The 23,021-nt window shown below is 39.6% G+C and carries 23 protein-coding genes; 14 read left to right on the top strand and 9 right to left on the bottom strand.

The annotated features are described in order from the left end of the window. The first annotated feature begins 5 nt into the window (after positions 1–5). From bhn_RS09120 to bhn_RS09060, 13 genes are all read left to right on the top strand, one after another. Positions 6–950, top strand: a complete 945-nt coding sequence (locus tag bhn_RS09120) for an ABC transporter permease (protein ID WP_071176405.1) — start codon at positions 6–8, stop codon at positions 948–950. After that, positions 950–1,762 (top strand): ABC transporter permease, encoded by an 813-nt coding sequence (locus bhn_RS09115; RefSeq protein ID WP_071176404.1) that lies wholly within the window; start codon positions 950–952, stop codon positions 1,760–1,762. Before bhn_RS09120 ends, bhn_RS09115 begins: the two co-directional genes overlap by 1 nt. Further along, entirely contained in the window at positions 1,753–2,553 is an 801-nt protein-coding gene (locus tag bhn_RS09110; RefSeq protein WP_071176403.1) for an ABC transporter ATP-binding protein, read from the top strand. Before bhn_RS09115 ends, bhn_RS09110 begins: the two co-directional genes overlap by 10 nt. A 10-nt stretch (positions 2,554–2,563) precedes the next feature. Next, positions 2,564–3,319, top strand: coding sequence for an ABC transporter ATP-binding protein (locus tag bhn_RS09105; protein ID WP_071176402.1), 756 nt, complete (start codon positions 2,564–2,566; stop codon positions 3,317–3,319). 147 nt (positions 3,320–3,466) lie between these two features. Then, positions 3,467–3,880, top strand: a complete 414-nt coding sequence (locus bhn_RS09100) for a hypothetical protein (RefSeq protein WP_071176401.1) — start codon at positions 3,467–3,469, stop codon at positions 3,878–3,880. Positions 3,881–4,013: 133 nt separating this feature from the next. Then, entirely contained in the window at positions 4,014–5,414 is a 1,401-nt protein-coding gene (aroE, locus tag bhn_RS09095; RefSeq protein ID WP_071176400.1) for a shikimate dehydrogenase, read from the top strand. Beyond that, positions 5,411–6,127, top strand: coding sequence for an epoxyqueuosine reductase QueH (locus tag bhn_RS09090; protein ID WP_071176399.1), 717 nt, complete (start codon positions 5,411–5,413; stop codon positions 6,125–6,127). Before aroE ends, bhn_RS09090 begins: the two co-directional genes overlap by 4 nt. Beyond that, positions 6,120–6,704 (top strand): hypothetical protein, encoded by a 585-nt coding sequence (locus tag bhn_RS09085; RefSeq protein ID WP_071176398.1) that lies wholly within the window; start codon positions 6,120–6,122, stop codon positions 6,702–6,704. The genes bhn_RS09090 and bhn_RS09085 overlap by 8 nt, the downstream gene beginning before the upstream one ends. Positions 6,705–6,829: 125 nt before the next feature. After that, positions 6,830–7,321 carry a prolipoprotein diacylglyceryl transferase family protein gene (locus bhn_RS09080; RefSeq protein ID WP_161487315.1) on the top strand — a complete coding sequence of 164 codons (492 nt, stop codon included), beginning with the start codon at positions 6,830–6,832 and terminating at the stop codon, positions 7,319–7,321. Between the two features lie 55 nt (positions 7,322–7,376). Next, positions 7,377–9,146: an arginine--tRNA ligase gene (gene argS, locus bhn_RS09075; RefSeq protein WP_071176396.1), complete on the top strand. Its 1,770-nt coding sequence runs from the start codon at positions 7,377–7,379 to the stop codon at positions 9,144–9,146. 182 nt (positions 9,147–9,328) lie between these two features. Beyond that, positions 9,329–10,669 carry an MATE family efflux transporter gene (locus bhn_RS09070; protein ID WP_071176395.1) on the top strand — a complete coding sequence of 447 codons (1,341 nt, stop codon included), beginning with the start codon at positions 9,329–9,331 and terminating at the stop codon, positions 10,667–10,669. A 122-nt stretch (positions 10,670–10,791) separates the two neighbouring features. Next, positions 10,792–11,397: a L,D-transpeptidase gene (locus bhn_RS09065; protein ID WP_071176394.1), complete on the top strand. Its 606-nt coding sequence runs from the start codon at positions 10,792–10,794 to the stop codon at positions 11,395–11,397. A gap of 27 nt (positions 11,398–11,424) precedes the next feature. Next, the gene (locus tag bhn_RS09060; RefSeq protein WP_071176393.1) at positions 11,425–12,480 is read left to right on the top strand and encodes a CPBP family intramembrane glutamic endopeptidase; all 1,056 of its coding nucleotides are present in this window, start codon (positions 11,425–11,427) and stop codon (positions 12,478–12,480) included. Positions 12,481–12,545: 65 nt separating this feature from the next. On the opposite strand, the gene bhn_RS09055 is transcribed toward bhn_RS09060, so the two are convergent. Then, complete coding sequence (locus bhn_RS09055) at positions 12,546–14,591, bottom strand: HelD family protein (protein ID WP_071176392.1); 2,046 nt, start codon at positions 14,589–14,591, stop codon at positions 12,546–12,548. A gap of 197 nt (positions 14,592–14,788) precedes the next feature. Between bhn_RS09055 and bhn_RS09050 the strand changes: the two genes are divergently transcribed. After that, on the top strand, positions 14,789–16,387 hold the full coding sequence (locus tag bhn_RS09050) for a cellulase family glycosylhydrolase (protein WP_071176391.1): 1,599 nt from the start codon (positions 14,789–14,791) through the stop codon (positions 16,385–16,387). Between the two features lie 341 nt (positions 16,388–16,728). Here the strand turns inward: bhn_RS09050 and bhn_RS09045 are convergent, their stop codons facing one another. From bhn_RS09045 to bhn_RS09010, 8 genes are all read right to left on the bottom strand, one after another. After that, complete coding sequence (locus bhn_RS09045; protein ID WP_071176390.1) at positions 16,729–17,064, bottom strand: HepT-like ribonuclease domain-containing protein; 336 nt, start codon at positions 17,062–17,064, stop codon at positions 16,729–16,731. Beyond that, positions 17,064–17,366, bottom strand: a complete 303-nt coding sequence (locus bhn_RS09040) for a nucleotidyltransferase family protein (protein WP_071176389.1) — start codon at positions 17,364–17,366, stop codon at positions 17,064–17,066. Before bhn_RS09040 ends, bhn_RS09045 begins: the two co-directional genes overlap by 1 nt. Positions 17,367–17,602: 236 nt before the next feature. Further along, positions 17,603–18,523 carry a DUF5688 family protein gene (locus bhn_RS09035; RefSeq protein WP_071176388.1) on the bottom strand — a complete coding sequence of 307 codons (921 nt, stop codon included), beginning with the start codon at positions 18,521–18,523 and terminating at the stop codon, positions 17,603–17,605. Between the two features lie 124 nt (positions 18,524–18,647). Continuing rightward, a complete protein-coding gene (locus bhn_RS09030) occupies positions 18,648–20,165 on the bottom strand; it encodes a hypothetical protein (protein ID WP_071176387.1) in 1,518 nt (505 codons plus the stop codon). A gap of 2 nt (positions 20,166–20,167) precedes the next feature. Next, complete coding sequence (locus bhn_RS09025; protein ID WP_071176386.1) at positions 20,168–20,494, bottom strand: hypothetical protein; 327 nt, start codon at positions 20,492–20,494, stop codon at positions 20,168–20,170. Between the two features lie 9 nt (positions 20,495–20,503). Further along, a complete protein-coding gene (locus tag bhn_RS09020; RefSeq protein WP_148661934.1) occupies positions 20,504–20,803 on the bottom strand; it encodes a hypothetical protein in 300 nt (99 codons plus the stop codon). Between the two features lie 4 nt (positions 20,804–20,807). After that, positions 20,808–21,443 (bottom strand): hypothetical protein, encoded by a 636-nt coding sequence (locus bhn_RS09015; protein ID WP_071176384.1) that lies wholly within the window; start codon positions 21,441–21,443, stop codon positions 20,808–20,810. After that, a complete protein-coding gene (locus bhn_RS09010; protein ID WP_071176383.1) occupies positions 21,406–23,016 on the bottom strand; it encodes a hypothetical protein in 1,611 nt (536 codons plus the stop codon). The genes bhn_RS09015 and bhn_RS09010 overlap by 38 nt, the downstream gene beginning before the upstream one ends. Between the last annotated feature and the right edge of the window lie 5 nt (positions 23,017–23,021).

The following is a 23,021-nucleotide window of genomic DNA, read 5'->3' as shown; positions in this document are numbered from 1 at the left end:
TGCATATGAAATATATCATCAAAAAGTTTTTTTCTATGATCATTACTTTGGTGGTGGTTTCATTTTGTGTATTCCTCGCTTTTAATGTAATACCGGGTGATCCTGCTCTTAGAAAGCTTGGAACAGAAGCTTCTCCAGAGCTTATCGCTCAGGTTAGACATGAAATGGGACTTGATGATCCTCTTATTGTCAGGTATTTTAACTGGTTTACATCTTTCATTCATGGAGATATGGGAACATCCTACAATTACAATGTTCCTGTCGCAGGCATGGTCCTTAACAAGGTGCCTATCACACTTACAATGGCTATTATGTCATTTGTTCTTACTATACTTGTATCTATTCCACTTGGAATCTTTACAGCTAAATATGAGAATGGCTTTATTGACAAGGCTATTACTATGATCAACCAGATCATAATGGCGATTCCTCCTTTCTTTTCAGGAATCATAATCACTTTTATTTTTGGAATGATATTTAAGCTCTTTACCCCGGGAGGTTTTGTGTCCTATACAGAGGATTTTGGGGGATTTTTGAGATATCTTATTTTCCCTTCTGTTGCCATTGCGCTTCCAAAGATAGCAATGACAGTTAAGATGCTGAGGGGAAGTTTGATTGATGAAGCAGCCAAGGATTATACAAGGACTGCGTTTAGCAGAGGAAATAACACCAACGGTGTTCTATATAGACATGTACTTAAAAATGCCATGATCCCGGTAATCACATTCCTTGGAATGTTGCTTGCAGACATGGTTGCAGGAAGTATCGTTATTGAACAGGTATTTAGCATTCCTGGGATCAGCAGAATACTTCTTTCCAGTATCAGTAATAGAGATTATCCGGTAGTAGAGGCCATTATCATGGGCGTAGCTGCTATTGTAATAATAATAAATCTTTTAGTGGATATAATTTACAGGATCATTGATCCAAGAATTGAGATAACAGACTAATGAAGGCTTTTTTGAAAAAACTTAAGAAAAATCCATATATGATAGCGGGACTTATTATAACTGGACTTATAGTCCTTATGGTTATAGTAGGACTCTTTTGGATGCCATATGAACCTACCAAGATGAATGCCAGTGAGAAGCTTCAGGGAATTTCTGTGAAGCACATCATGGGTACGGACAATATGGGAAGAGATGTGTTCAGCAGAGTTATGTACGGAAGCAGGATTACGCTTTTGATTGCTCTTGGTACAGTTACGATCGGTGTTGTACTTGGAACCATTATAGGTGCACTTACAGGTTATTTTGGCGGAATACTTGATGAAGTAGTCATGAGGATCATTGATGCGATGTTTGCTTTTCCAAGTATCCTGCTGGCACTTGTTATAGTCAGTGTGTTTGGAACAGGTTGGGCTCAGCTTCTTATGTCTCTTGGAATAGCATTTATTCCAAGTTATGCAAGAATCGTTAGAGGCGAAGTCCTTAGATGCAAGGGAATGGACTATGTTGAGAGCGCAAGACTTCAGGGAGTATCACAGTTTAGGATGATATTTGTACATATCCTTCCTAATATCAAGGGAGTTCTTGCTTCATCAATCCTTATCGGTTTTAATAATGCGGTTTTGGCAGAGGCAGGTCTTAGCTATCTTGGAGTAGGTTCACAGCCGCCATATGCCAGCCTTGGCAAGATGCTTTCAGATGCTCAGCAGTATATGTTTACAGTACCAAGCTATTGTCTGTGTCCTGGTATTGTGATCGTCTTGATCGTTTTAGGNTTTTCTTTTTTAGGTGAAGGAATTAGAAGATGGAAATAATACTTGATGTAACTGATCTTCATATAGAATTTCACGATGGCGACACTCCTACTATAGCTGTGGATGATTTTGATCTTATGCTTGGGAAGGGTGAGATAGTTGGTATCGTTGGAGAATCAGGCTCTGGTAAGAGTATGAGTGCCCTTGCTATTGCAGGACTTTTAAACAGAGGATCTATGAAAAAGACAGGAAGGATCATGTTTAATGGTGATGACCTTCTGACAATTGATAGAAGTAAGCTTCGTACCTATCAGGGAGACGAGATATCCATAATTTTCCAGGAACCTATGACAAGTCTTAATCCGGTAAAAAAGATTGGCTGGCAGGTTGAGGAATCTCTTTATATCCATCATCCTGAGATAGATAAAAAGACAAGAAAACAAAAAGCTATCGACATGCTAAAGGACGTGGGACTGACAAATGCAGAGGAAGTGTATTACATGTATCCTCATGAGCTTTCTGGTGGTATGAGACAGAGAGTTATGATAGCAGCAGCCATGATCGGAGGTCCACAGATACTTATTGCAGATGAGCCTACTACGGCTCTTGATGTGACTGTTCAGGCACAGATAGTAGAACTACTCAAAAAGTTAAATAAGGAAATGGGTACATCCATTATTTTCATTTCCCATGACCTTAGCCTTGTAAATCAGCTCTGCGAGAGGGTTATCGTTATGCAGAAGGGCAGCATTGTTGAGTCTGGCAAGACTGCAGATATATTCAAAGCTCCAAAGCATCCATATACTCAGAGACTGATTGCAGCTATACCAAAGATCGATATTGGCGAGTGAGGCATTTTAGATGGAAGAAACAAAGGTACTTAAAGTATCACATTTAGATGTTTTTTATAAGAATAGAAAGAGAAAGCTCTTTTCCGGCAAAAAGAAGGTTCAGGCATTGTTTGATGTGTCTTTTGACATGGATGAAGGTGAAGTGCTGGCAATAGCTGGCGAATCGGGATGTGGTAAATCTACTCTTGCAAGAGCAATCGTGGGCATCAACAAGGATTATGAGGGTGCCATGTGGCAAAAGTACGAGGGACCGCAGATGGTATTCCAGGATCCTTACAATTCGCTTAACCCTTCCAAGAAGATTGGCTGGCTTTTAGAGGAACCTCTTAGGGTTGATAAAAAGAAAAAATGGACTCCCGAAGAGCGAAAGAAGAGAGTTGAGGAAATCATGGCCCAGATCGAGCTTCCTATTGAGATGCTTGATAGGTATCCATCACAGCTTTCAGGTGGTCAGAGGCAGAGGGTGTGCATAGGAATTGCTCTTATGAGAAATCCAAAGCTTCTCATAGCAGATGAGCCGGTTTCAGCGCTTGATGTTACGATAGCGTCCCAGATAATGGAACTATTATCAAGAATCCATAAGAATCTTGGAATCTCTATCATTTTCATCTCTCATGATCTTAGAGTGGTTTATCAGATAAGTGACCATGTTATGATCATGAAAAATGGCAGAGTTGTGGAGTATGGAAAAACTAAAGAGGTTTATAAAAATCCTAAACAGGAGTATACTAAACAGCTCCTTAGAGCCGCAGGAATAAAAGAATAAAAAAACTCTAAAAAAGTCTTAAAATTCTCAGAAATACTGAGGCTTTGAGACTTTTTTTAATATAATGGTATTAAGTTATTGAGTAAAAATCCGATATTTTAATCATCTAGGGGAAATTATTTTTTTTATAGAAAGGGGGCGGATGTTATGGCAGTAAATAGAATTGGTTTCATGCAAGGCTATGATGCATATAATATACCAGCCGCCGGCGATAAAGTGCTTTCTGACCCAAAGAATCTTCAGGGACAGATAAGTAGCGACCTTAAAGATGAACAACCTAAACAAGATAATAAGTTAGACCTTACTGTTGAAGTTCCAAAAAGAGAAAACAATGCTTCGATCGAGAATGTGGCTATATCTCTTGGAACTTACGATAATACTTCGATAGATCTTTTTAGTGGAAATGGACTTGCTTCTGATAATATGAAGAGTGCGATATCAGGAATGCAGAAGGATCAGATACTTCATGAGTATCAGTATTTTGTAGGAAGTAAAGACCTTACAGGTAAGGACAGCAATGTGATTGCCGGAACAGAGGACGGAGTTGTAATTAAACTTTGATCCAAATGAAAAAAGTATTAAGAAACCTTGACCAAAGCGGATACTGGTCGAGGTTTTTTTATGACATTCTTTATTGATTAAAAAGATTTTTCCTTGTAAAATTTACACTAAAAGAGCCATAAAGGGGGAAAACATGAACTACACTGATGGACATACTAGGATCTGCGGACTTATAGGTAATCCGGTTAAGCATACATTATCTCCACTTATTCATAATTCGTTGTCTGACATGTTTGGCATCAACATGGTATATGTGCCATTTGAAGTTAATGAGAATGATGTTAAGGCGGCGGTCAAGGGTGCTCTTGCACTTGATATAAAGGGACTTAATGTGACAGTTCCTTATAAGAGTGAGGTAATTCCTTATCTTGACGATATAGATCCCCTGGCTAAGAGTATAGGCGCTGTTAATACCCTTGTAAGGACCGCAAATGGCGGATTCAAGGGCTACAACACTGATGTAACAGGTTTATATCACGCTATGCAGGATGAAGGCATTGATCTTGAAGGAGAAGTGGTGGTAATCCTGGGAGCTGGTGGAGTTGCCAGACCAACAGCTTTTTTGTGTGCAGATAAAGGCGCTAAAAAGGTCTACATACTTAATAGAACCTTTGAAAAGGCTGAATGTGTAGCAGACGAAGTAAACACAGCTCTTGGTACAGACGTTGTTATACCAATGAAGCTTGAAGATTACAAGAGAGTGCTGATGGCACATGATAAGTTCATTGCCCTTCAGTGCACATCTGTAGGTCTTTTCCCGGATGTGAACAGTGCAGTTATTGAGGATAAAGAGTTCTACGAGCATATTAGCTGTGCACTTGATGAGGTGTACAGACCTCTGGAGACCAAGTTCATGAAGCTTGCAAAGGAAGCTGGTGCTAGGACCTTTTCGGGTCTTAAGATGCTTCTTTATCAGGGAATCGATGCTTATGAGCTCTGGCATGCTGATGACGGGATAAAGGTCACAAAGGAGCAGGCCGACGTTGTCTATAGATCACTTATGCTGGATGTAGTAGGAGCCAGCAATATCATACTTGAAGGCTTTATGGGAAGTGGAAAAAGCGCTGTCTCAGCTCTTTTGGCTGATGAGCTTAGTATGGAGCTTGTCGATACAGATGAGATCATTGAGGAGACGGAAGGCAGCACTATAAATGAGATTTTTGAAAAAGAGGGTGAGAAGGCTTTTAGAGACATGGAAACAGACCTTCTTGAAGCTATAACAGGAGATCATTGGAGAGAATTCGTTATATCACTTGGAGGTGGAATGCCTGTTAGAGAGGAAAATAGAAGGCTTCTTAGAAAAGCCGGCAAGATCGTGTTCCTGAAAGCTAGTCCTGAGACCATCTACGAGAGAGTAAAAGGCGATGACAAGAGACCGCTTCTTAGGTGCGAGGATCCTCTTTCTAAGATAAAAGAGCTGATGGCGTCCCGAATGGAAGCCTATGAAGATGCCGCAGATATTGTGGTAGATACAGATAATAAGACTGTCCAAGAAGTAGTTAATGAGATAGTCGATAAATTGGGAATTAGATGAACAAAAGAAATTATGCAAAGGAATTAGAAAATCAAATATCTGAGTTTCAGAAAAAGAAGGAGTATCCAAGGCTATTATTACATGCGTGCTGCGCGCCGTGTTCGTCCTATTGCCTTGAGTATCTAAGAGAGTTCTTTGATGTGACAGTCTTTTTCTATAATCCCAATATCACATCTGAGGGGGAATATAGCAAAAGAGTTGCAGAAGAAAAGAGGCTTATAGAGGAATACAACAGGCAGATAGATGAAGGATGCTTTGATGGTATGAACTCTGATGAGAATGCCAGAAAGATTGGTATTATCGAGGGAAATCATGATCCTAAAGTGTTCTATGATGCAGTTAAGGGCTATGAAGACTGCAAAGAGGGCGGAGAAAGATGCAGAAAGTGCTTTGAACTTAGACTTTTAGAGACTGCAAAGAGCGCAGCAGAAAACGGATTTGAGTTTTTTACAACTACGCTTACTATCAGCCCTTTAAAGAACGCCGACGTTCTAAATGAAGTTGGAGAAGAGGCTGCAAGGGACATGTCACAAAAATCAGGCAAGACTATCACTTTTTTACCATCTGATTTTAAGAAAAAGAACGGCTATAAGCGCTCTATAGAGCTTTCACAAAAGTTTGGGCTATACAGACAGGATTTTTGTGGATGCAGTTTTTCTAAGGCTCAGAGAGAAAAGGAAAAGAAGGAAAGAGAAGGGGAATTAAATGGATAATCAGCAGAGCAATGAAAATGGAGTTTTTAGTGGAATGGGGCATGATCCTGAGACAGGACAGCCTATAATGCCAGAGCCGGTAGAGGTTCCAGTAATCGAACCTCAGGTTCAGCAACAGCAGTATCAGCAACAGCAGTATCAGCAACAGCAGTATCAACAGCAACAGTATCAACAGCAGCAGTATCAACAACAACAGTATCAGCAGTATCCTCAGCCAGACATGAATCAGGTAGAGCATCCAGATAATATCAATCCTACGGCCAAGAAGTTATGCTGGTCATCTCTTATCTGTTGGATCATCAGCAGGATTGGTGGATGGAGCCTTGGCTATGTTTTTTCATCGCTTGATGGCGAGGATTATATCAAACTTACTCCAGGGGCACTTATCGGACTTGCAGGAATTGCCAGTTATGTACTTATGATCTATGTCAGGATCAAGTATCCGAAGAACAGATTTGGTAAGGGACTTATGTGGGTATACATAGCCGACCTTGTTTTGAGAGTTGTATTGATTGTGGTAGCATTTATTTTATTTGTATATTTTATTGAAACTGTGTGCTCAGGTATTTCTGGATAATTACTATGTATATTTTTCTGATCCTTTTAGCAGGCTTTTCCGGTATAGGAGGAGCCTGCTTTGAACTTCATAAGGCAAAAGTATCCAGGCAGGTCATCGGGTTTTCTGTGATGTTGAATTTGAGCATGGGTATATACTTTGCAGTTATGTGCGGGTACTTGTCGTCGGGCTTTAGGGCCATCAAGTGTGACAGCACAGGCGGAGCATTGGGAATGATACTTGCCTGCTTTGTTATGGGCAGAATAGTTCCTCTTGCCAAGAAAGCTATCTACAGGTCGTATTTTTTGCTCATGCCCCTTGTATATGGAATTGGTAAGCTTGCCTGCGCTTACAAGGGATGCTGCGGCGGATCGATCATACACGGAAAGAGAGTTCCTGTTCAGGTGATAGAGGCTATAAGCTTTATCATATTGTTTTTGATCTCTTTTTATCTGGTGAAAAAAGACACATTTAAGCCAGTGGTATTAGTGATGGTCTGCACAGTGCTTAAGTTTTTACTTGATTTTTTAAGGGATACTCATGTAGAGCAGATCATCTCTTTTAATCAGGGAGCATGCCTTGTAACATTTGCTATATTACTATGTATTTTTGCCATTGATAGAAAAGCTTTATTTTGATAAAATCTTTTACGTTAACGAAAAATAATCAAATTGATTGAAAGAAGGAAGAATTTTGGAAAAGGTACTTGAACTTATATCAAAAGAGGTTGGAGATGCGTTTGAAGCTGCCGGATATGATAGGGAGCTTGGAAAGGTAACTATCTCAAACAGACCTGATCTTTGTGAATATCAGTGTAACGGTGCTATGGCTGGAGCCAAGAAATATGGTAAGGCGCCATTTATGATCGCTGATGAAGTAGCTGAGAAGCTTCAGAACAACGGAATGTTTGATAAGGTAGAGTCTGTTAAGCCAGGCTTTTTGAATATTATCGTAAGTGGAGACTTTGCTAGAAGCTACATCGTTAAGATGCTTCATGAAAAGCACATGGGAGTTACACTTCCAGGTCATGAGCCTACATTTATCCTTGATTACGGCGGACCTAACGTTGCTAAGCCTCTTCACGTAGGACATCTTCGCTCAGCTGTTATTGGTGAGAGTATCAAGAGAATTCTTAAATATACAGGACACAAGGTTATCGGTGATATTCACCTTGGTGACTGGGGACTTCAGATGGGCCTTGTTATCACAGGTCTCAAAGAGAGAAAACCAGATCTTTGCTATTTTGATCCTGATTATCAGGGAGCTTATCCAAAAGAGGCTCCATTTACAGTATCAGAGCTTGAAGAGATCTATCCTGCAGCCAGCAAGAAGTCAAAAGAAGATGAGCAGTTCAAGGCAGAAGCGATGGAAGCAACCAAGCTCTTACAGGACGGTTATAAGCCATACAGAGCTCTTTGGCATCATATCTTAAATGTTTCTGTTGCTGATCTTAAAAATAACTACAAGAAGCTTTCTGTAGACTTTGACCTCTGGAGAGGTGAGTCAGATGTCCATGAGGTTATTCCTGGAATGGTAGATTACATGAAGCAGCACGAATATGCTCATGAGAGCCAGGGCGCCCTTGTTGTTGACGTAGCAGAAGAGACAGATACCAAAGAGATCCCACCATGCATGATCCTTAAGTCAGATGGAGCATCTCTTTACAATACAACTGATCTTGCAACTATCAAGCAGCGTATGGAAGAGTTCCATCCAGAGGGACTTATCTACGTTGTAGATAAGAGACAGGAACTTTACTTCACACAGGTATTTAGATGCGCACGCAAGACCAAGCTTGTTCTTCCAGAGACAGAGCTTCATTTCGTAGGCTTTGGTACTATGAATGGCAGCGATGGCAAGCCATTCAAGACCAGACAGGGCGGCGTAATGCGTCTTGAGAATCTTATTGCTGAGATCGATGAAAAGATGTATGCAAGGATCAAAGAAGGAAACCTTGATATCAGCGACGAAGAGGCTAAGGATACAGCTCACAAGGTAGCCCTTTCAGCTATCAAGTATGGTGATCTTTCTAATCAGCCTTCTAAGGATTACATCTTTGATGTTGATAAATTCACTTCATTTGAAGGAGATACAGGCCCATACATCCTTTACACAATGGTTCGTATCAAGTCTATCCTCAAGAAATATGAGGCAGAAGGTGGAGTGGTCAAGGATGCTAAGCTTGATAACCCTGATAGCGACGCTATGAAGGCACTTATGCTCCTTCTTACAAGATTTGCAGATTCAGTAGAGAGTGCAGCAGCAGACCTTGCACCAAACAGAATCTGTGCATATATCTACGACCTTAGTAATGCATTTAACAGTTTCTACCATGGAACCAAGATCCTTGCAGAAGCTGATGAAAATAAGAAGAGCAGCTATATTGCACTTCTTACTACAACACTCAAGATTCTTGAAACAGGTATTGATCTGTTAGGATTCAGTGCTCCTGAGAGGATGTGAGCGATATAAGGATGAAGGGAAATCCAAATCTGTGCTTGCACAGAGATTTGGATTTTTCTGAAGACTGAACGGACATGAGGAAAAAAGATACGCGAGCATAGCGAGCGGATTGATTTCCGAATGGACGTAGGATTGCGAGAGCGAAGCGGAGCAATCCGTATATCGCTCTAAATGGTGGATAAATGGAAGATAAACACATTTTCAGCAACAGGAAGCTTTTTCTGTTGCTGATTCCTATTATAGCTGAACAATTTCTGAACTCCCTTATGGGTATGGCTGACTCTATGATGGTTAGTAACGTAGGAGCAGCGGCTCTTTCAGGAGTATCTCTTGTTGATTCCATCAACAATTTAGTGGTACAGGCATTTAACGCCATGGCTACAGGTGGAGTCATTATCTGTTCTACCTATATAGGTCAGAAAGATAGAGAAAGAGCAAGAGATTCAGCAAGGCAGGTACTTCTTGTGTCTACCTGTATTTCAGTTACCATGATGATACTTGGTCTTATATTCAGGATGCAGCTGTTAAGACTTATCTTTGGTACTGTTGATGCTGACGTTATGGAAGCTGCAGGCATCTATTTCCTTTTGACGATATTATCCTATCCTGGTGTGGCCCTTGCAGCGGCTGGAAGTGCTATTTTCAGGGCTCAGTCCAATACAAGACTTCCGATGAATATCGCAATTGCTTCAAATATATTAAATGTGGCTGGTAATGCGCTTTTGATCTGGGGCTTTGGACTTGGAGTTTATGGAGCAGCTTTAGCTACACTTATTTCACGTATATTCTCAGCGATAGTTCTTTTGGCATTTTTAAGAAATGATAAGCTTGAGATATTTGTAAAGGATTATCACAAGATAAGACCAGATGGTGGCAAGATAAAGAGAATCCTTGCAATGGGTATCCCAAATGGAATAGAGAACTCTATGTTCCAATTTGGTAAGCTTGCCATTCAGTCATCTGTTTCACTCCTTGGAACAGCAGCTATTGCAGCTCAGTCCATGACTAATATATTTGAAAATGTTAATGGTGTTGCTGGAATTGGCGTAGGAATCGGGCTTATGACTATTGTAGGTCAGTGCCTTGGTGCCGGACGCAAGGATGAGGCTATATATTACACCAAGAAGATGATAGGATGGGGATATATAGCAATACTCGTTAGCTGTCTTTTTACCTATGCAATTGCTGGACCTGTGACGATACTTGCAGGTATGGCACCAGAAAGTAGGAAGCTCTGCCTGTTTATGTTGGGCTGGATCACTATCGTTAAGCCGCTTTTATGGTCACCATCATTTATTACTCCTTATGCCATGAGGGCTGCAGGAGATGTTAAATTCTCAATGATAGTTGCTACGCTTACTATGTGGCTTTTGAGAGTTACCCTTGCTACATTCCTTATAAGAGTAGTAGGACTTGGTGCAATGGGCGTATGGATCGGTATGTTCGCTGATTGGGGCGTTAGAGGTATTATCTTTACGATCAGATTTAGGAGCAACAAGTGGATCCACAAGGTCGTTTCCTGATCCCAAAAAACTTTTAGTCTTTTTTTAGTCTTTGTTTATCGTAGGTGTGAAGTTCTCGGAATACAATATTATTACACTCTTAAGAAATAAAAGAGTGTAATAATTTATTGCGAGGACAACCTATGAAAAGAATATTATTTGTAGTTTCTTTGATCATTGTCTTTGTCATTATTCCCAAAACAACAGTAAAAGCAGATGGATTTGATGCAGATTACTATGGCCGGAGATACCCGGATGTAGTGGCATCCTGTGGAAATGGTGCTGAAGCTCTTTATGAGCACTATATGCAATATGGAATCTTTGAGGGAAGGTTTCAGAATGCAGAGGAAGAGGCAGCTGGGATTCCTGCAGGCCTATCAGGAGCCACGTATATAGACGTAGATATTGCTAATCAGACAGTTGTTTACTATCAACTTGGTGAACCGGTTCTTGTTTCTGAATGCGTCACAGGTAATGTTAGCTCTGGAAATGGCACGCCCACGGGATTTTATCATATTGAGACTAAAACACCTGGAAAATACCTTGTTGGACCTACCTGGAATGTGTGGGTGGATAAATGGATGAGATTTACTGGCGCAGTGGGACTTCATGATGCCAGCTGGAGAAGAAAGTTTGGGGGCAACATCTACAAAACGGATGGTTCTCACGGGTGTGTTAATTTGCCTACTAGCGTAGCCTATACATTGTATGATATGGTAGATGTTGGAACAGCGGTGATTGTTCATTAACTATTAGATATAATATGGAGAAAAGGTATGAAAAGTATTGAAAAAAAGAGGCTTTGGATGTTTATTGCCATTGCCTACGGTGTGACAGTGTTAATGAGTTTACTTATGATCGTTGGCAAGAACAACGGCAAGGATCTCACAGCTTTTGTTAACGTTCAGATGGCTTACCCTATGTGCGGTGTCATCTTAGGTAAGCTTTTCTTTAGGGAAGAAGACAAAAAGCTCCCTATGGCTGGATATATCACAGTTCTTGTGACAACAGCCATTATGATGGTACTTGCTATTCTCTCAGTTTTCCTCCCAGAAGTGATGATCGATAATGGAATTACAGAGTATTCTAACTGGAATATCTATTCACAGTATGTGCTCATAGCAGGAAGCTTTGTGGCATATATCCTTTTCTGGGTATGTGGCAAAGAAAAGAGAGCGAACGCAGGACTTAGCAGAAATAAGGTTAAGCTTAGTATCCTGCTTGTAATCTTATTTATCGTTTTATATTTACTTAGAAGTCTTATTTCAAGTCTTATGTTTGATGCCCTTACAGGCGGATCAAATATTGATACATTAAGCGGTTCTTTGATGGACCCTACTATAATCAGAGTGCTCATTGCACTTGCCATCAACTTCCCACTTACATTTATCGCGTTTTTGGGTGAAGAGTATGGATGGAGATATTATCTTCAGCCCATTATGCAAAAGAAATTTGGCTTAAGACTTGGTGTTTTACTCCTTGGTCTTGTATGGGCAGTTTGGCACATCTTTGTTGATTATCTTTTCTATGCAAAAGAGACAGGTCTTCAGATGTTTGTAAGCCAGATCATTACATGTCTTGCTATGGCAATCTTCTTTGGCTATGCATTCATGAAAACAGAGAACATATGGGCAATTTCAATCATGCACTATATCAACAATAACATGATCGCTGTATTTGCTGGCGGTGATGCTAATGTTCTTCAGAACCAGACAGTTACATGGGGAATGCTCCCTATCATGCTAGTTCAGAATATATTGTTCTTCTTGTTTATCCTTGCACCTGTTTATGGCAAGCTAAGAAAAGACAAAGAAGAGCAAAAGAATGCGTAATAATTTGAGAAGATAATAAGAAAGCCCTTGCTTACATAGAGTGAGCAAGGGCTTTTTGAGCTTATTTAGTTAATATTTGGTGATAGCTTACCATTTGATAAGATGGCGAGGTTTTGAGTTGCTCTGGACATTGCAGTATACAGGCAGTGTTTTCCAAGTTCATCATCAGGGTACCCTTCTGAATCAGCATCTGCCAGAATAACATGGTCAAATTCAAGACCTTTAGCAAGAGGAAGCTCTATGATAAACGCGCCTTCCTTTGGAAGAGAGTCGTGACCAGATACAATGACAGGTGCCTTTTCTCCAAGATTAACGATAATGTTCTCGATAGTAGACTGCTTTTTGCAGATAATAGCAGTAAGGCCATCATTTTTCTCAAACTCTTTTATTTTATCATTTAACTCTTTATAATATTCAGCATCATTCTTACAGGCTTTGATTGTGACTGATTCGCCAGGACGCTGCACAGATGATACCATCAGCTTTTTGTCTTCAGGTAAAAGAGCTGCGAACATATCTGTGATCTCCGGTGAGCTTCTATAGCTTGTCATAAGTGGAAGCTCTACAAAGCTCTTATTATCTTCCTTTGCCATTTCCTTTATCTCGTCAAAAGAAATAGTGCCTTCTCTGATAGCCTGGAACTCATCTCCAAGCAGCATGAATCTTGCATTAGGGAAGTATTTCTTAAATACAAGGAGCTGAGCCTTGGTGTAGTCCTGAACTTCATCTATCATTACGTAGCGCATGTTCCTATCGCACATTCCTGTAAGCTCCATTTTGGTAAAGAGCCACTCGCAAGGAGTTATGCGCTTAGTTCCTAGAATTCTCTGAGCAATGTGAGTAACATTTACAAAGCTACAGTGTTTGATATCTCTAAGAGCTCCGCCAAAGTCATTTTCAATCCTGTTGTTTTCAGCTGAATCTGACTTGGATACTGAAGTTGTCTCATCATCAGTGTCTCTATCCATGTTTCTTAATGAGTTTTTGGCTCTGAGCTCCAGTTCATCTGAAGCTGTCTGGATAAGCCTCATTCCCATCGGGAACTGCTTGAACATCTTTATTACTGATAGAACTTCTTTTTTGGTCATCACAAGTGTTTCTTTTTGCTTGATATCATGGAAGTCTTCTGCCTCTGGAATCAAGGTAGGAAGTACTTCATGGATCTTTTTAAGATTTTCCGCTTCGGTAGAATCAATCTCTTTTGCCTCAAATGGTACATGGACCATTTCAAGGAATTCCTGCCAGGTGATGGTCAGAGGATTGGACTCACCAAGATCTGGAAGTACGTTGTCTATATAGTCCCTAAATACCGGATTAAGTGTCATGAGGCATACCTGATCAGGCCTTAAGGTATTTCTTTTCTGGAAAAAGAGATATGCTATACGCTGCAAGAGGACAGAAGTTTTGCCACTTCCGGCGATACCATTTACTAAAAGCACTGGAACATCAGGATATCTGATGACAGTGTTCTGCTCCTTCTGGATCGTAGCGGTGATAGCCTGCATCTTGTCTGTGTGAGTCTGTGACAGAGACTTAAGAAGCATTGGATCTTCGATAGCAATCTGAGTATCAAAGAAGGAGATGAGTTTATCCTTGTTTAGATTGAACTGTCTCCTTAGCTTTAAATCTACAGGAATCACTCTGTCTTCAACTTTATAGCTTGTATGTCCGCTTTCCTGGTTGTAATAAACTTCTGCAATAGGGGATCTCCAGTCAATCACCATCTGGTCGTAGCCATTTTCTGAGATGGCAGCGCGGCCTATGTAATAATCCTCGACAGGCTCTGAAGGATCAAACTGAACCTGTATCTTGGCAAAATATGGTGATTCCAGGAGTTTTTTTACTATTCCAAGGCGCTTGCCTAAAGAACTGCTCTCGATATTGTAGGTGTCGATGTATCTGTTCCAAACTTCAATCTCACCAAGTGTTTCCATGGTAGTCTCTGCATCAGCATAGTCAAAACGGATATTGTCACGAATATCGTTCTTTTCATCAGTTGCCTTAGCGTCAAGGTTCATGATCTGAGATTCCAAGTCTTTTTTCATATCAAGGAGCTTGTTGTAGGTCTTGGTCAGGTGCTTTTGCTCGTTATCAAATATTTCTTGTTCCATAAAAATATCCTCATATAAAGATTAAAAAATATCGTAAGTTACTACTGTGGTTATCTTTTAAGTATAACATATAAAAGCAATGAAGAGATTATTACAAGAAATTACAAATATTTACAAAAAATGTCAAAAATCTATTGACGTAAGAGCCAGCCTCACATATTATAATGTTGTCGCGACAGAATATATGGAGGGTAATAATGCAAAATATAAAACGCAGAACACGAAGACTTACATTGTTATTAGCATTATTTTTATTCTTTACAGCTATTCCTGTACAGACAGTTCACGCTGCTGGCGGTACAAGTAAAACTGCTACAGAAGTTGTAAAAGATATGACAGTAGGATGGAACCTTGGAAACACTCTGGACTCAGTTGGACAGAAATCAAGCTTTCCTTACACTATGTCACTTGAAACATTTTGGGGAAATCCAAAGACAACCAAAGAGATGATCGATGAAGTAGCTAAGGCTGGCTTTAATACAATACGTATCCCGGTTTCATGGGGCCAGTACACTACAGGAGATAACTACGAAATTCCTGATTTCTTCATGGAAAGAGTAAAAGAAGTAGTAGATTATTGTATCGCAAATGATATGTATGTAATCCTTAATACACATCATGATATTACTTCTGAGTATTGCTTCTATGTACCAAACAACGCAAATAAGAGCCGCTCTGAGGCATATTTTAAGTCTGTTTGGACACAGATTGCTAATGAGTTCAAGGATTATGATTATCACCTTATTTTCGAGACAATGAACGAGCCAAGACTTGTAGGACACGGTCAGGAATGGTGGTTCCCAAGAAATAATCCTAGCAGCGACATTCAGGAAGCTATTGAATGCATCAATGATTACAACCAGGTTTCACTTGATGCTATCAGAGCAACAGGCGGAAATAACGCAGACAGATGCGTAATGGTTCCTGGCTACGATGCTTCAATCGAGGGCTGCATGACAGATGGATTTAAGATGCCAAAGGATTCAGCATCTAACAGACTTATCCTTTCAGTACATGCTTATATTCCTTATAACTTTGCTCTTGCAAGTGATTCATTCATCACAAACTTTGACCAGAGCAACAAGACAGATATTGATGTGTTCTTTAATGATCTTAATTCAAAGTTCATGTCAAAGGGTATTCCTGTAGTTGTAGGAGAGACAAGTGCTTCTAACAGAAATAATACAGCAGACAGAGTGAAGTGGGCTGATTATTACTGGTCAGCAGCTTCTAAGTACAGCAATCTTGCTATGTGTCTCTGGGACAACAACTTCTATGATAACGATGCTTCTGGTTCAAACGGAGAGTGCCATAGATATCTTGATAGAAAGAGTCTTACATGGGCAGATCCTGAGATCATCACAGCTATCATGAAGCATGTTGATGGAACACCTGCTACTATCGATGGTAACAAGGTTCCAACGCCTCAGCCAGATCCACAGCCGGATCCACAGCCAGAACCTGAAAATCCAGATCCAGAGCCATCACCAGCTCAGGCACCTGGCAGAGAAGGACTTAAGGCTGATTATACAATCCACAACTGGGGGTCAGGATATCAGGTTATCATCAAGGTTAAGAATGAATCTGATAGCAAGATAGAAGGCTGGACTGTAAAGGTCAGCAAAAAAGACGTAAAGATAGATACAAGCTGGTGCGTAAACATTGAAGAAACTGATGATTACTATGTGATCACACCACTTTTCTGGAATTCAAATCTTGAGCCAGGTGCTTCTGCAGAGTTTGGCATCCAGGGAACAGGTTCTATCGGAGATACTGTAGACGTTACAGTAGAATAAATCTAATTAACTATACTTATACTAATCTAATGAAAGTTGTAAACTGAAAAGAGAAGCGGTGCATATTGGTGCATCGCTTCTTTTTGCGTGTTGATGTGATGACGGAAATGGACCTAGGGGACGGGGTTAGTGGACCATTTTTTGAAAAAAATGGTCCACTAACCCCGTCCCCTAGGTCCATTTCAGGGCAACAAAAAAGGAAAGCAATTATTGCTTTCCTTCTTAGTAGCGAGAGGGGGACTCGAACCCTATCCTACAAGTCCTAGAACCCACAAGAAAGGAGGCTTTCAGGACTGCCAATCATCAAAGTAACCTATGAAAAAATACAAAGTAACCGAAGACTATTTTATACTTTCAAGTTGTTTCTTAAACTCTGGGATGACACTAAAAACGATGTCACATATGATAGTCCAGCTTGTGTTGTCATAGTCGTGAACAAGTCTGTGACGAAGACCTGAAATTTTACTCCAAGGAATATCATTATGTGCTTCCTTGAATTCTTTTGACAGGTTATATGCGTGTTCTCCAATGTTGTACAAAGGAGTGGTAAGAGTCCATCTTATTGTTTCATCTTCAAGAACCTGTTCTCTGGTAAGCTTACTATCATTAACGTAAGCTATAAGCTTATCTACTGTGATTTTTATCTTTTCGATTCGTTGTTCATCAGTGTATTGCATTATAATCTAATACCATCCTTCAATATGTTTTTATAGAACTCAGAAGACTTATCAATTTCTCTCTCTTCATAGACATCGACATCTTTACCAGACAAGTCATATAGTTCATCAGCTATACAGAACACATCTGTAGGGTCAAAGTTTTTACCTCCTAAAATCATAATATCGATATCAGATTCTTCAGTAGCCTCTCCTCTGGCATAAGAACCAAATAGGATAGCTCCCTTTGCTGAATATTTCTTTAGGAGGGGTTTGACAAGCTTTTTGATATTTTCAACTGTATATTTTTCCAATACAATCATCCTAAACTCCTCTTAATCTACACACAAGGAAAAACATTCTTACAAGCCTATTATAGCATTTCTTTTAGGTTTATGTCTTTTTGATTAAAGCTAATATACTCAATAATACATATAATATGCTCTAAAAAAGTATTGTAATGAAATGATGGTAAAAGAAAAAAGCCAGGAATTATCCTGACTTTTCTCTTTGAGTCATAATCCATAAGCCATAGATTCTGACTTTGGAAGAACTATGCTTAAGAAACGTTGGCAAGCTCATTTGCAAATGCGTACCCCTCATCATTACGCTCCAAAACGAAATACCTGTTATCCAGAAAATCTTCCTGACTGACAACTTCTTTGTTGACTGATGTGATTATCTCGTTAAGATGTTCTATGGTCCCTTCAAAGACCAGCTCACTGTCGATGAGGATTAGTTCGTGGACTGATGAGGGTATTACCACGATGTCTCCTTTAAAGGTGGACATAAGCTTTTGCTCTACATCGGGACGCAGAATCATAAATGAACCATAGATGTTATCAGTGTTGGAAAGTACATACATTGGGCAGGCTTTGTTCTTATTAGCGAGTTCATCGTAATCCATACCAATCACGGAGCATATTATGTTTTCCATTGGTTCAAGTGATATTTCCTGATGCTTTCCAGTATTACATAGAGCAAGTTCCAAAAGTTTTGTCGGTGTGAGCTTTTTTACTTCTGCTATAGAATCAGTGATAAGGACGCTTGCCTTATCATCAAATTCACCAAGGCTATACCTGAAGACTACAGAGAATCTTCCGTCCAAGACACGTACACTGGGTATATCTCTAAGAAGCTCTTCGTTACTGTCTGTGTTAACCAGCACTCCATAGATGTTGTTTTCTGACAGGTCATCAGCTGAAAAGCCTGGGATACTGCCAAGTTTACTGTTCTCGTAGGCTTTGGCGATTGTCCTTAGTACCTCGTCGTAATCACCTGTGTGAGAGTACTGCTCATAAAACTGTTCTAAATAGATTGTAGGAGCTATCTGTTCTGAATCCGATTTAATCGTTAGTCCTTTTAAAAGTACCCCATTGTTCTTTCTGACATCTTTAACAAAGACTTGTCTGTTCTCATCATATTCAAGAAATGAAGTAATGTCCTTAGCTACTGAGTTTACAAATTCGTTATACAACATAGTTCTTCCTCCTTCTGGCTATAAAAGCCGTAAACAACCGTTTGTAAGAAACGGATTTTTGTTATCCATATATCCTATGGAGGAAGAACTATATTTATTCACTGTAAGTGTCGAACAAATACTATTAGCTTGCATCAGGAAATATTTTCCTGAACTCCCTTCTTATCAATAAGGCATAGGACTTTGAAATTCCAAAGTCCTTAGCCATAACAGCGTAATTATTCTCAGGATGTGCCCTTATGTACTCGAAGTATTTTTCCCAGTTTTTGTGACGAATCTCTTTGTTATGTTCAAGCCTTTCTTCACGCCTACGCTCTTTATCTTGTTGTTTGATTTCCAGCCTGCACTGGCGTTCAGCTTCTGTGTATATGCTTCGCAGTTCATGGACCTCGGTTTCAGTCATAAGAAGCATATTTGCAATAGACCCGTTAGTCAGCCTGTATATCTTTTTATCAGACTCTATTATCGCATCTAGCTCATTACTGCTAAGCGGATTGACAAGCTGTAAATTCAGCGAATAAGCTTCTCTATAGATGATTCCTTTATAGGTACGCATGTTTTTTAGGTTGTTAATATATATCCAGAAGAAAGTGTGTCTACGACCGTCAAGGTCATCCAGATGATGCATAAACCACTTTTCAAGGTCAGCTTTACGGATTTTGCATAAGGAGCTGATTCCATGATTGTTGTTTCTCTTTTTGGTAATGTCTCGTGAGGATGCAGAATCTGCTTTATTATCTGTTTCAGCTCCTGATGCATTTAATTCCTTGGCTGCTTCTGCAATATCATAGAACTGTTGCGAGTTATCTTCTTCATTTTTACATGTTTTATGCCGCTTAATAGTATCGATTATCTCGCTGATAGAGTGATGACCTTTATCATCTGTAATATATAACTTGGTTTGTAGATTTACCTTATTATTGGTACTGTAAGGAATTCTCATCAGTCTGTTTAGATTTTTGCAAGCCCTGTCCGCTTCATAAAGCGTAATGAGGTCTGAAGTAATCCATTTATGCACTTTTTTTATTGGTTTTGTTTTATTGCTGCTGGCAAGCATCTCAGTGTGTTCCAGGATAAAGTATAGGTGAAGACCTCGTCCCGACATCAGGATATACTTAGGCTTTAATTCACTATAGATTGGATAATTCTTTTTTAGGTACTTTTTTATGGATTCCTGATTCATGTTATAGACGGGCTTCTTGGTATTGGCATTGTCGATATCTACAAAATAACAATTGCTGGCTATAACATTCTTTTCACAGGGAGTTGTACCGCTGTGGTACATAATGTTGGGACATAGGTAAATGTTGCACTCAGCTATTTCTTGAGATAGCCTAAATAGCATGTACCATAATGGAGCAGTGCTTGGTTTCTTTGGGTGCAACTTACGTAGGGAAAAGATTTTTGATATATGGACAGAGGTATCTTTACTGTAGTGAAAAAACACCTGAATGTTCCCGTAAGCATAGAGTTTTTCTGATAAATCATCACTTTCATATCTTGGTTTCCAGATATCATCTAGGAAAGCTTTAAACTTTAATTCTTCCAATGAGGGAGTGTATGTTTTATAAATACCTCTGTACTCTGCATCAATCTGCTTTAGCTTTGTTTTTACTGATTCATTAAATGTGATAAAGTCCATTGTTAACCTCCCTCTGGGATTAGAGGGAGCAGACGCTTCACATAATTAAGCTTTTCATTGATAGAAAAAGAGTCATAGCTTTCACATCCTTTTATTACATCGTCCAGTGATATCAGTTTTAGTTGCAATAGACCGTTTTTCTGGTCTACATATCTTAGTACGATGAATCGTTCCTTAGTGGTTGTGAATGGAAATTCTATTATATCCAAGATAAATTCCCATTTTTTATTCAAAATATATATTATCGTGTCGCTTAACAATCTGTTGCACTCAGCATCATTTTTACTGGTGCAGCATGCTTTATATCTTTTTTTAAAATCTTGTATCATAATTGCCTCCTATAAAAATGTACATATGGCCTCCTCAAAGGTGATGCCATTGTTGAAGGAATATTCATATATTGTGCTTTGCACCTTCTCTGGGAGCTTGATGTATTTGGATAGTTTCTTATTGAGAATAAATAGATTCCCGACACAGGGTTGGATATCGAAATTATCGAGTTTTATGTATGTGAGCTGATACTCGCCGTTTGAGCTTAGCTTGTGCTTTATAAGCTCGTACATTAGTGTGGAACTATTCTGAGGGATAGCAAGCCATCTGCCTGCTCCAGTAACATTGTTTTCTACATATACTTCCATAGGCTCATCCCACAAGGTCGGGTTCACCTAGTGTGAACCAGTCGACTTCCTTTAAGCTGATTTGGACTCCTGCGGGTGTAATCATTACTTTCTTGTACATCTCATCTTTATCAGGGAGTATAGGGATAAAGCAGTATACCTTGGCAAGAACGTCTATTGCTACGATATAGGTGTTGTGATATTTTGCAAATTCGCAAAGGTGGTCAAGCTTTTCTGCTTTTATTAACAGGCTGCTGTTGAGGACGAACTGACCATTATAAGTTGACATGACCTCATAGTAGTAATCGACATCGGTCTCTCTGATATCAGGTGAGTAGGAGCTGAACTTTGATATTAGCATTAGTCTGTCTGAGCCGTTGAGTTCAGCTTTCTTTCCCCACTTCTTTAACAGGCGTATCTCCACACATCTGGAGTAAATAAGCTGCTTTAAAAAATCAATGTAAGACCTGCTTCCTGCCTGATTTTTAAAGTGCTCTGACTGGTCTATGAGCCTCTGGATATATGGTGTGATGATATCATCCTCAAGTAATACGCGATAGTCTAGACCTAGGTTTCTCTCAACATAGGTGTATATGTCTTCTTCAATAAACTGTTCAATAGCCTCAATTTTCTGGGCTTTCATAACTTCTTTTCTCGTCATTATCTGTGACTCCTTTCATTTCATCTAAGATTGTCTGATAGTATTTGTATCTGGGCTTTATGGTTTTGGATGCTTTCTTTATCGAGACAACATCGGAGAGTATGTTTCCAAAGAACGCTGTTTCCTTTGATTCCAATAACTTCTTAATGAGTGTTGGGATGACGCTCTCAATAAATGCTGCTTGCTCATCTGAATAGGTATATATCCCGACCTCTACAGACACATAGGGCCATAACCTTTTTATGAGCTGGAAAGCTATAGAGAGCTTTCTGTGCATAGACAAGAGGTCAAAGTAATCCTCTTGGTTCTGAATCAGATAGAGTTTTAGTTCTTTTGGGGACCTGGCATGGAGATATACACAGTTCTGTTTAAGACGAAGGAGAGTTAAGACTCTTTCTTCGTAGTCATTCTCATTTCCGTCATATGAACGAAGCACGGCAAAAGAAAAATCGGCTTCAAGTGTAGACTTTATTTCTTTACATTCGTTTATGGCACTATCGAGCATAGCAAGATTTACTACAGCTTCAGCAACTTCTCTTTCGTTACCTTTACCTTTAAAAGCATTTTTGCTGGTGATACTACGCTTTTTGTTTTGCAGAGTGCCAAGGTACATATTGACGGTATCCAGCTTCTTTTCCTTCTCTACAAGCTCTTTGGTGCCAGATAGTGTATTTCTTACTTTGTCATCTGCCAAAGCTATTAGATTACATTTCCAGGTGAGAAGAATCTTAAGCTCTATGTAGTTTTTCTTTTCGTCATCGGAAAGCATATCCTTAAGCAGATAGTAAGTCTCAAATTTTGGCGTTTTGAGGGCATCCCGCTTTATGATGGCTATGTACTGTCTATATTCATCAGTTGCTCGTATGCGGTCAAATCCAACTTTGATGAATATGAGCTCGGCAAACTTCTGAGCAGTCCACACGATAAAGGATGTGTTATCAAGGAAAAGAGCTTGTTCTTTCTCGCTTAGCCCTGCATCAGTTAGGAATGTGAGTCTGCTGTCTTTATCCATATCAAGATAAACCCTGTAAAGGATGTTTTTTATGTATTGCTTCATCAGGTAATGGTTTCGGATGAGTTTATCAGTTGACCAAAACTTGTTCCATAGCATGATGAGCCTTCTGTTAAAGACATAATCTGCTATGGCATAGGAACAACACTTTCTCTTTAGGTAGGAGGCTTCGCCGCTTAAATCCATATCCTGAACGTTGACTTGGAAGCTTCCGTCATAATAGTCAGGGTGCATCTTTATCTGAGACACTCCTTCTTTACTGAGCCCAAGAAGGATGCCATAAGGTGTGGAAGACTTGATGATGTATCCATCAGATATAAGCTCCTTGACAGCTTTTTCTATGGTTTGCTCCTCATAACTGAAGCTCAGCATCATTTTGATGTCTGTAAGGTACATGCCACCAGCTGAATAAATGGATTTTACTATTGTTTCGCTCAACTCGCTTAAGTGAGTATTAAATTTGTTGAGTACTGGGAGGTTATCTGTATGCATAAGTGCAGCCATCTCCACAGCTCTGGCTTTTTCTTTGCCAGTGATTAGTTCTTTTATATATGTATTCATATGTA

It is taken from the genome of Butyrivibrio hungatei (assembly GCF_001858005.1).
In the GTDB taxonomy this organism is placed as follows: domain Bacteria; phylum Bacillota; class Clostridia; order Lachnospirales; family Lachnospiraceae; genus Butyrivibrio; species Butyrivibrio hungatei.
The sequence above is the reverse complement of the archived record's forward strand: the minus strand, read 5'-3'. Positions and strand labels throughout refer to the sequence as shown.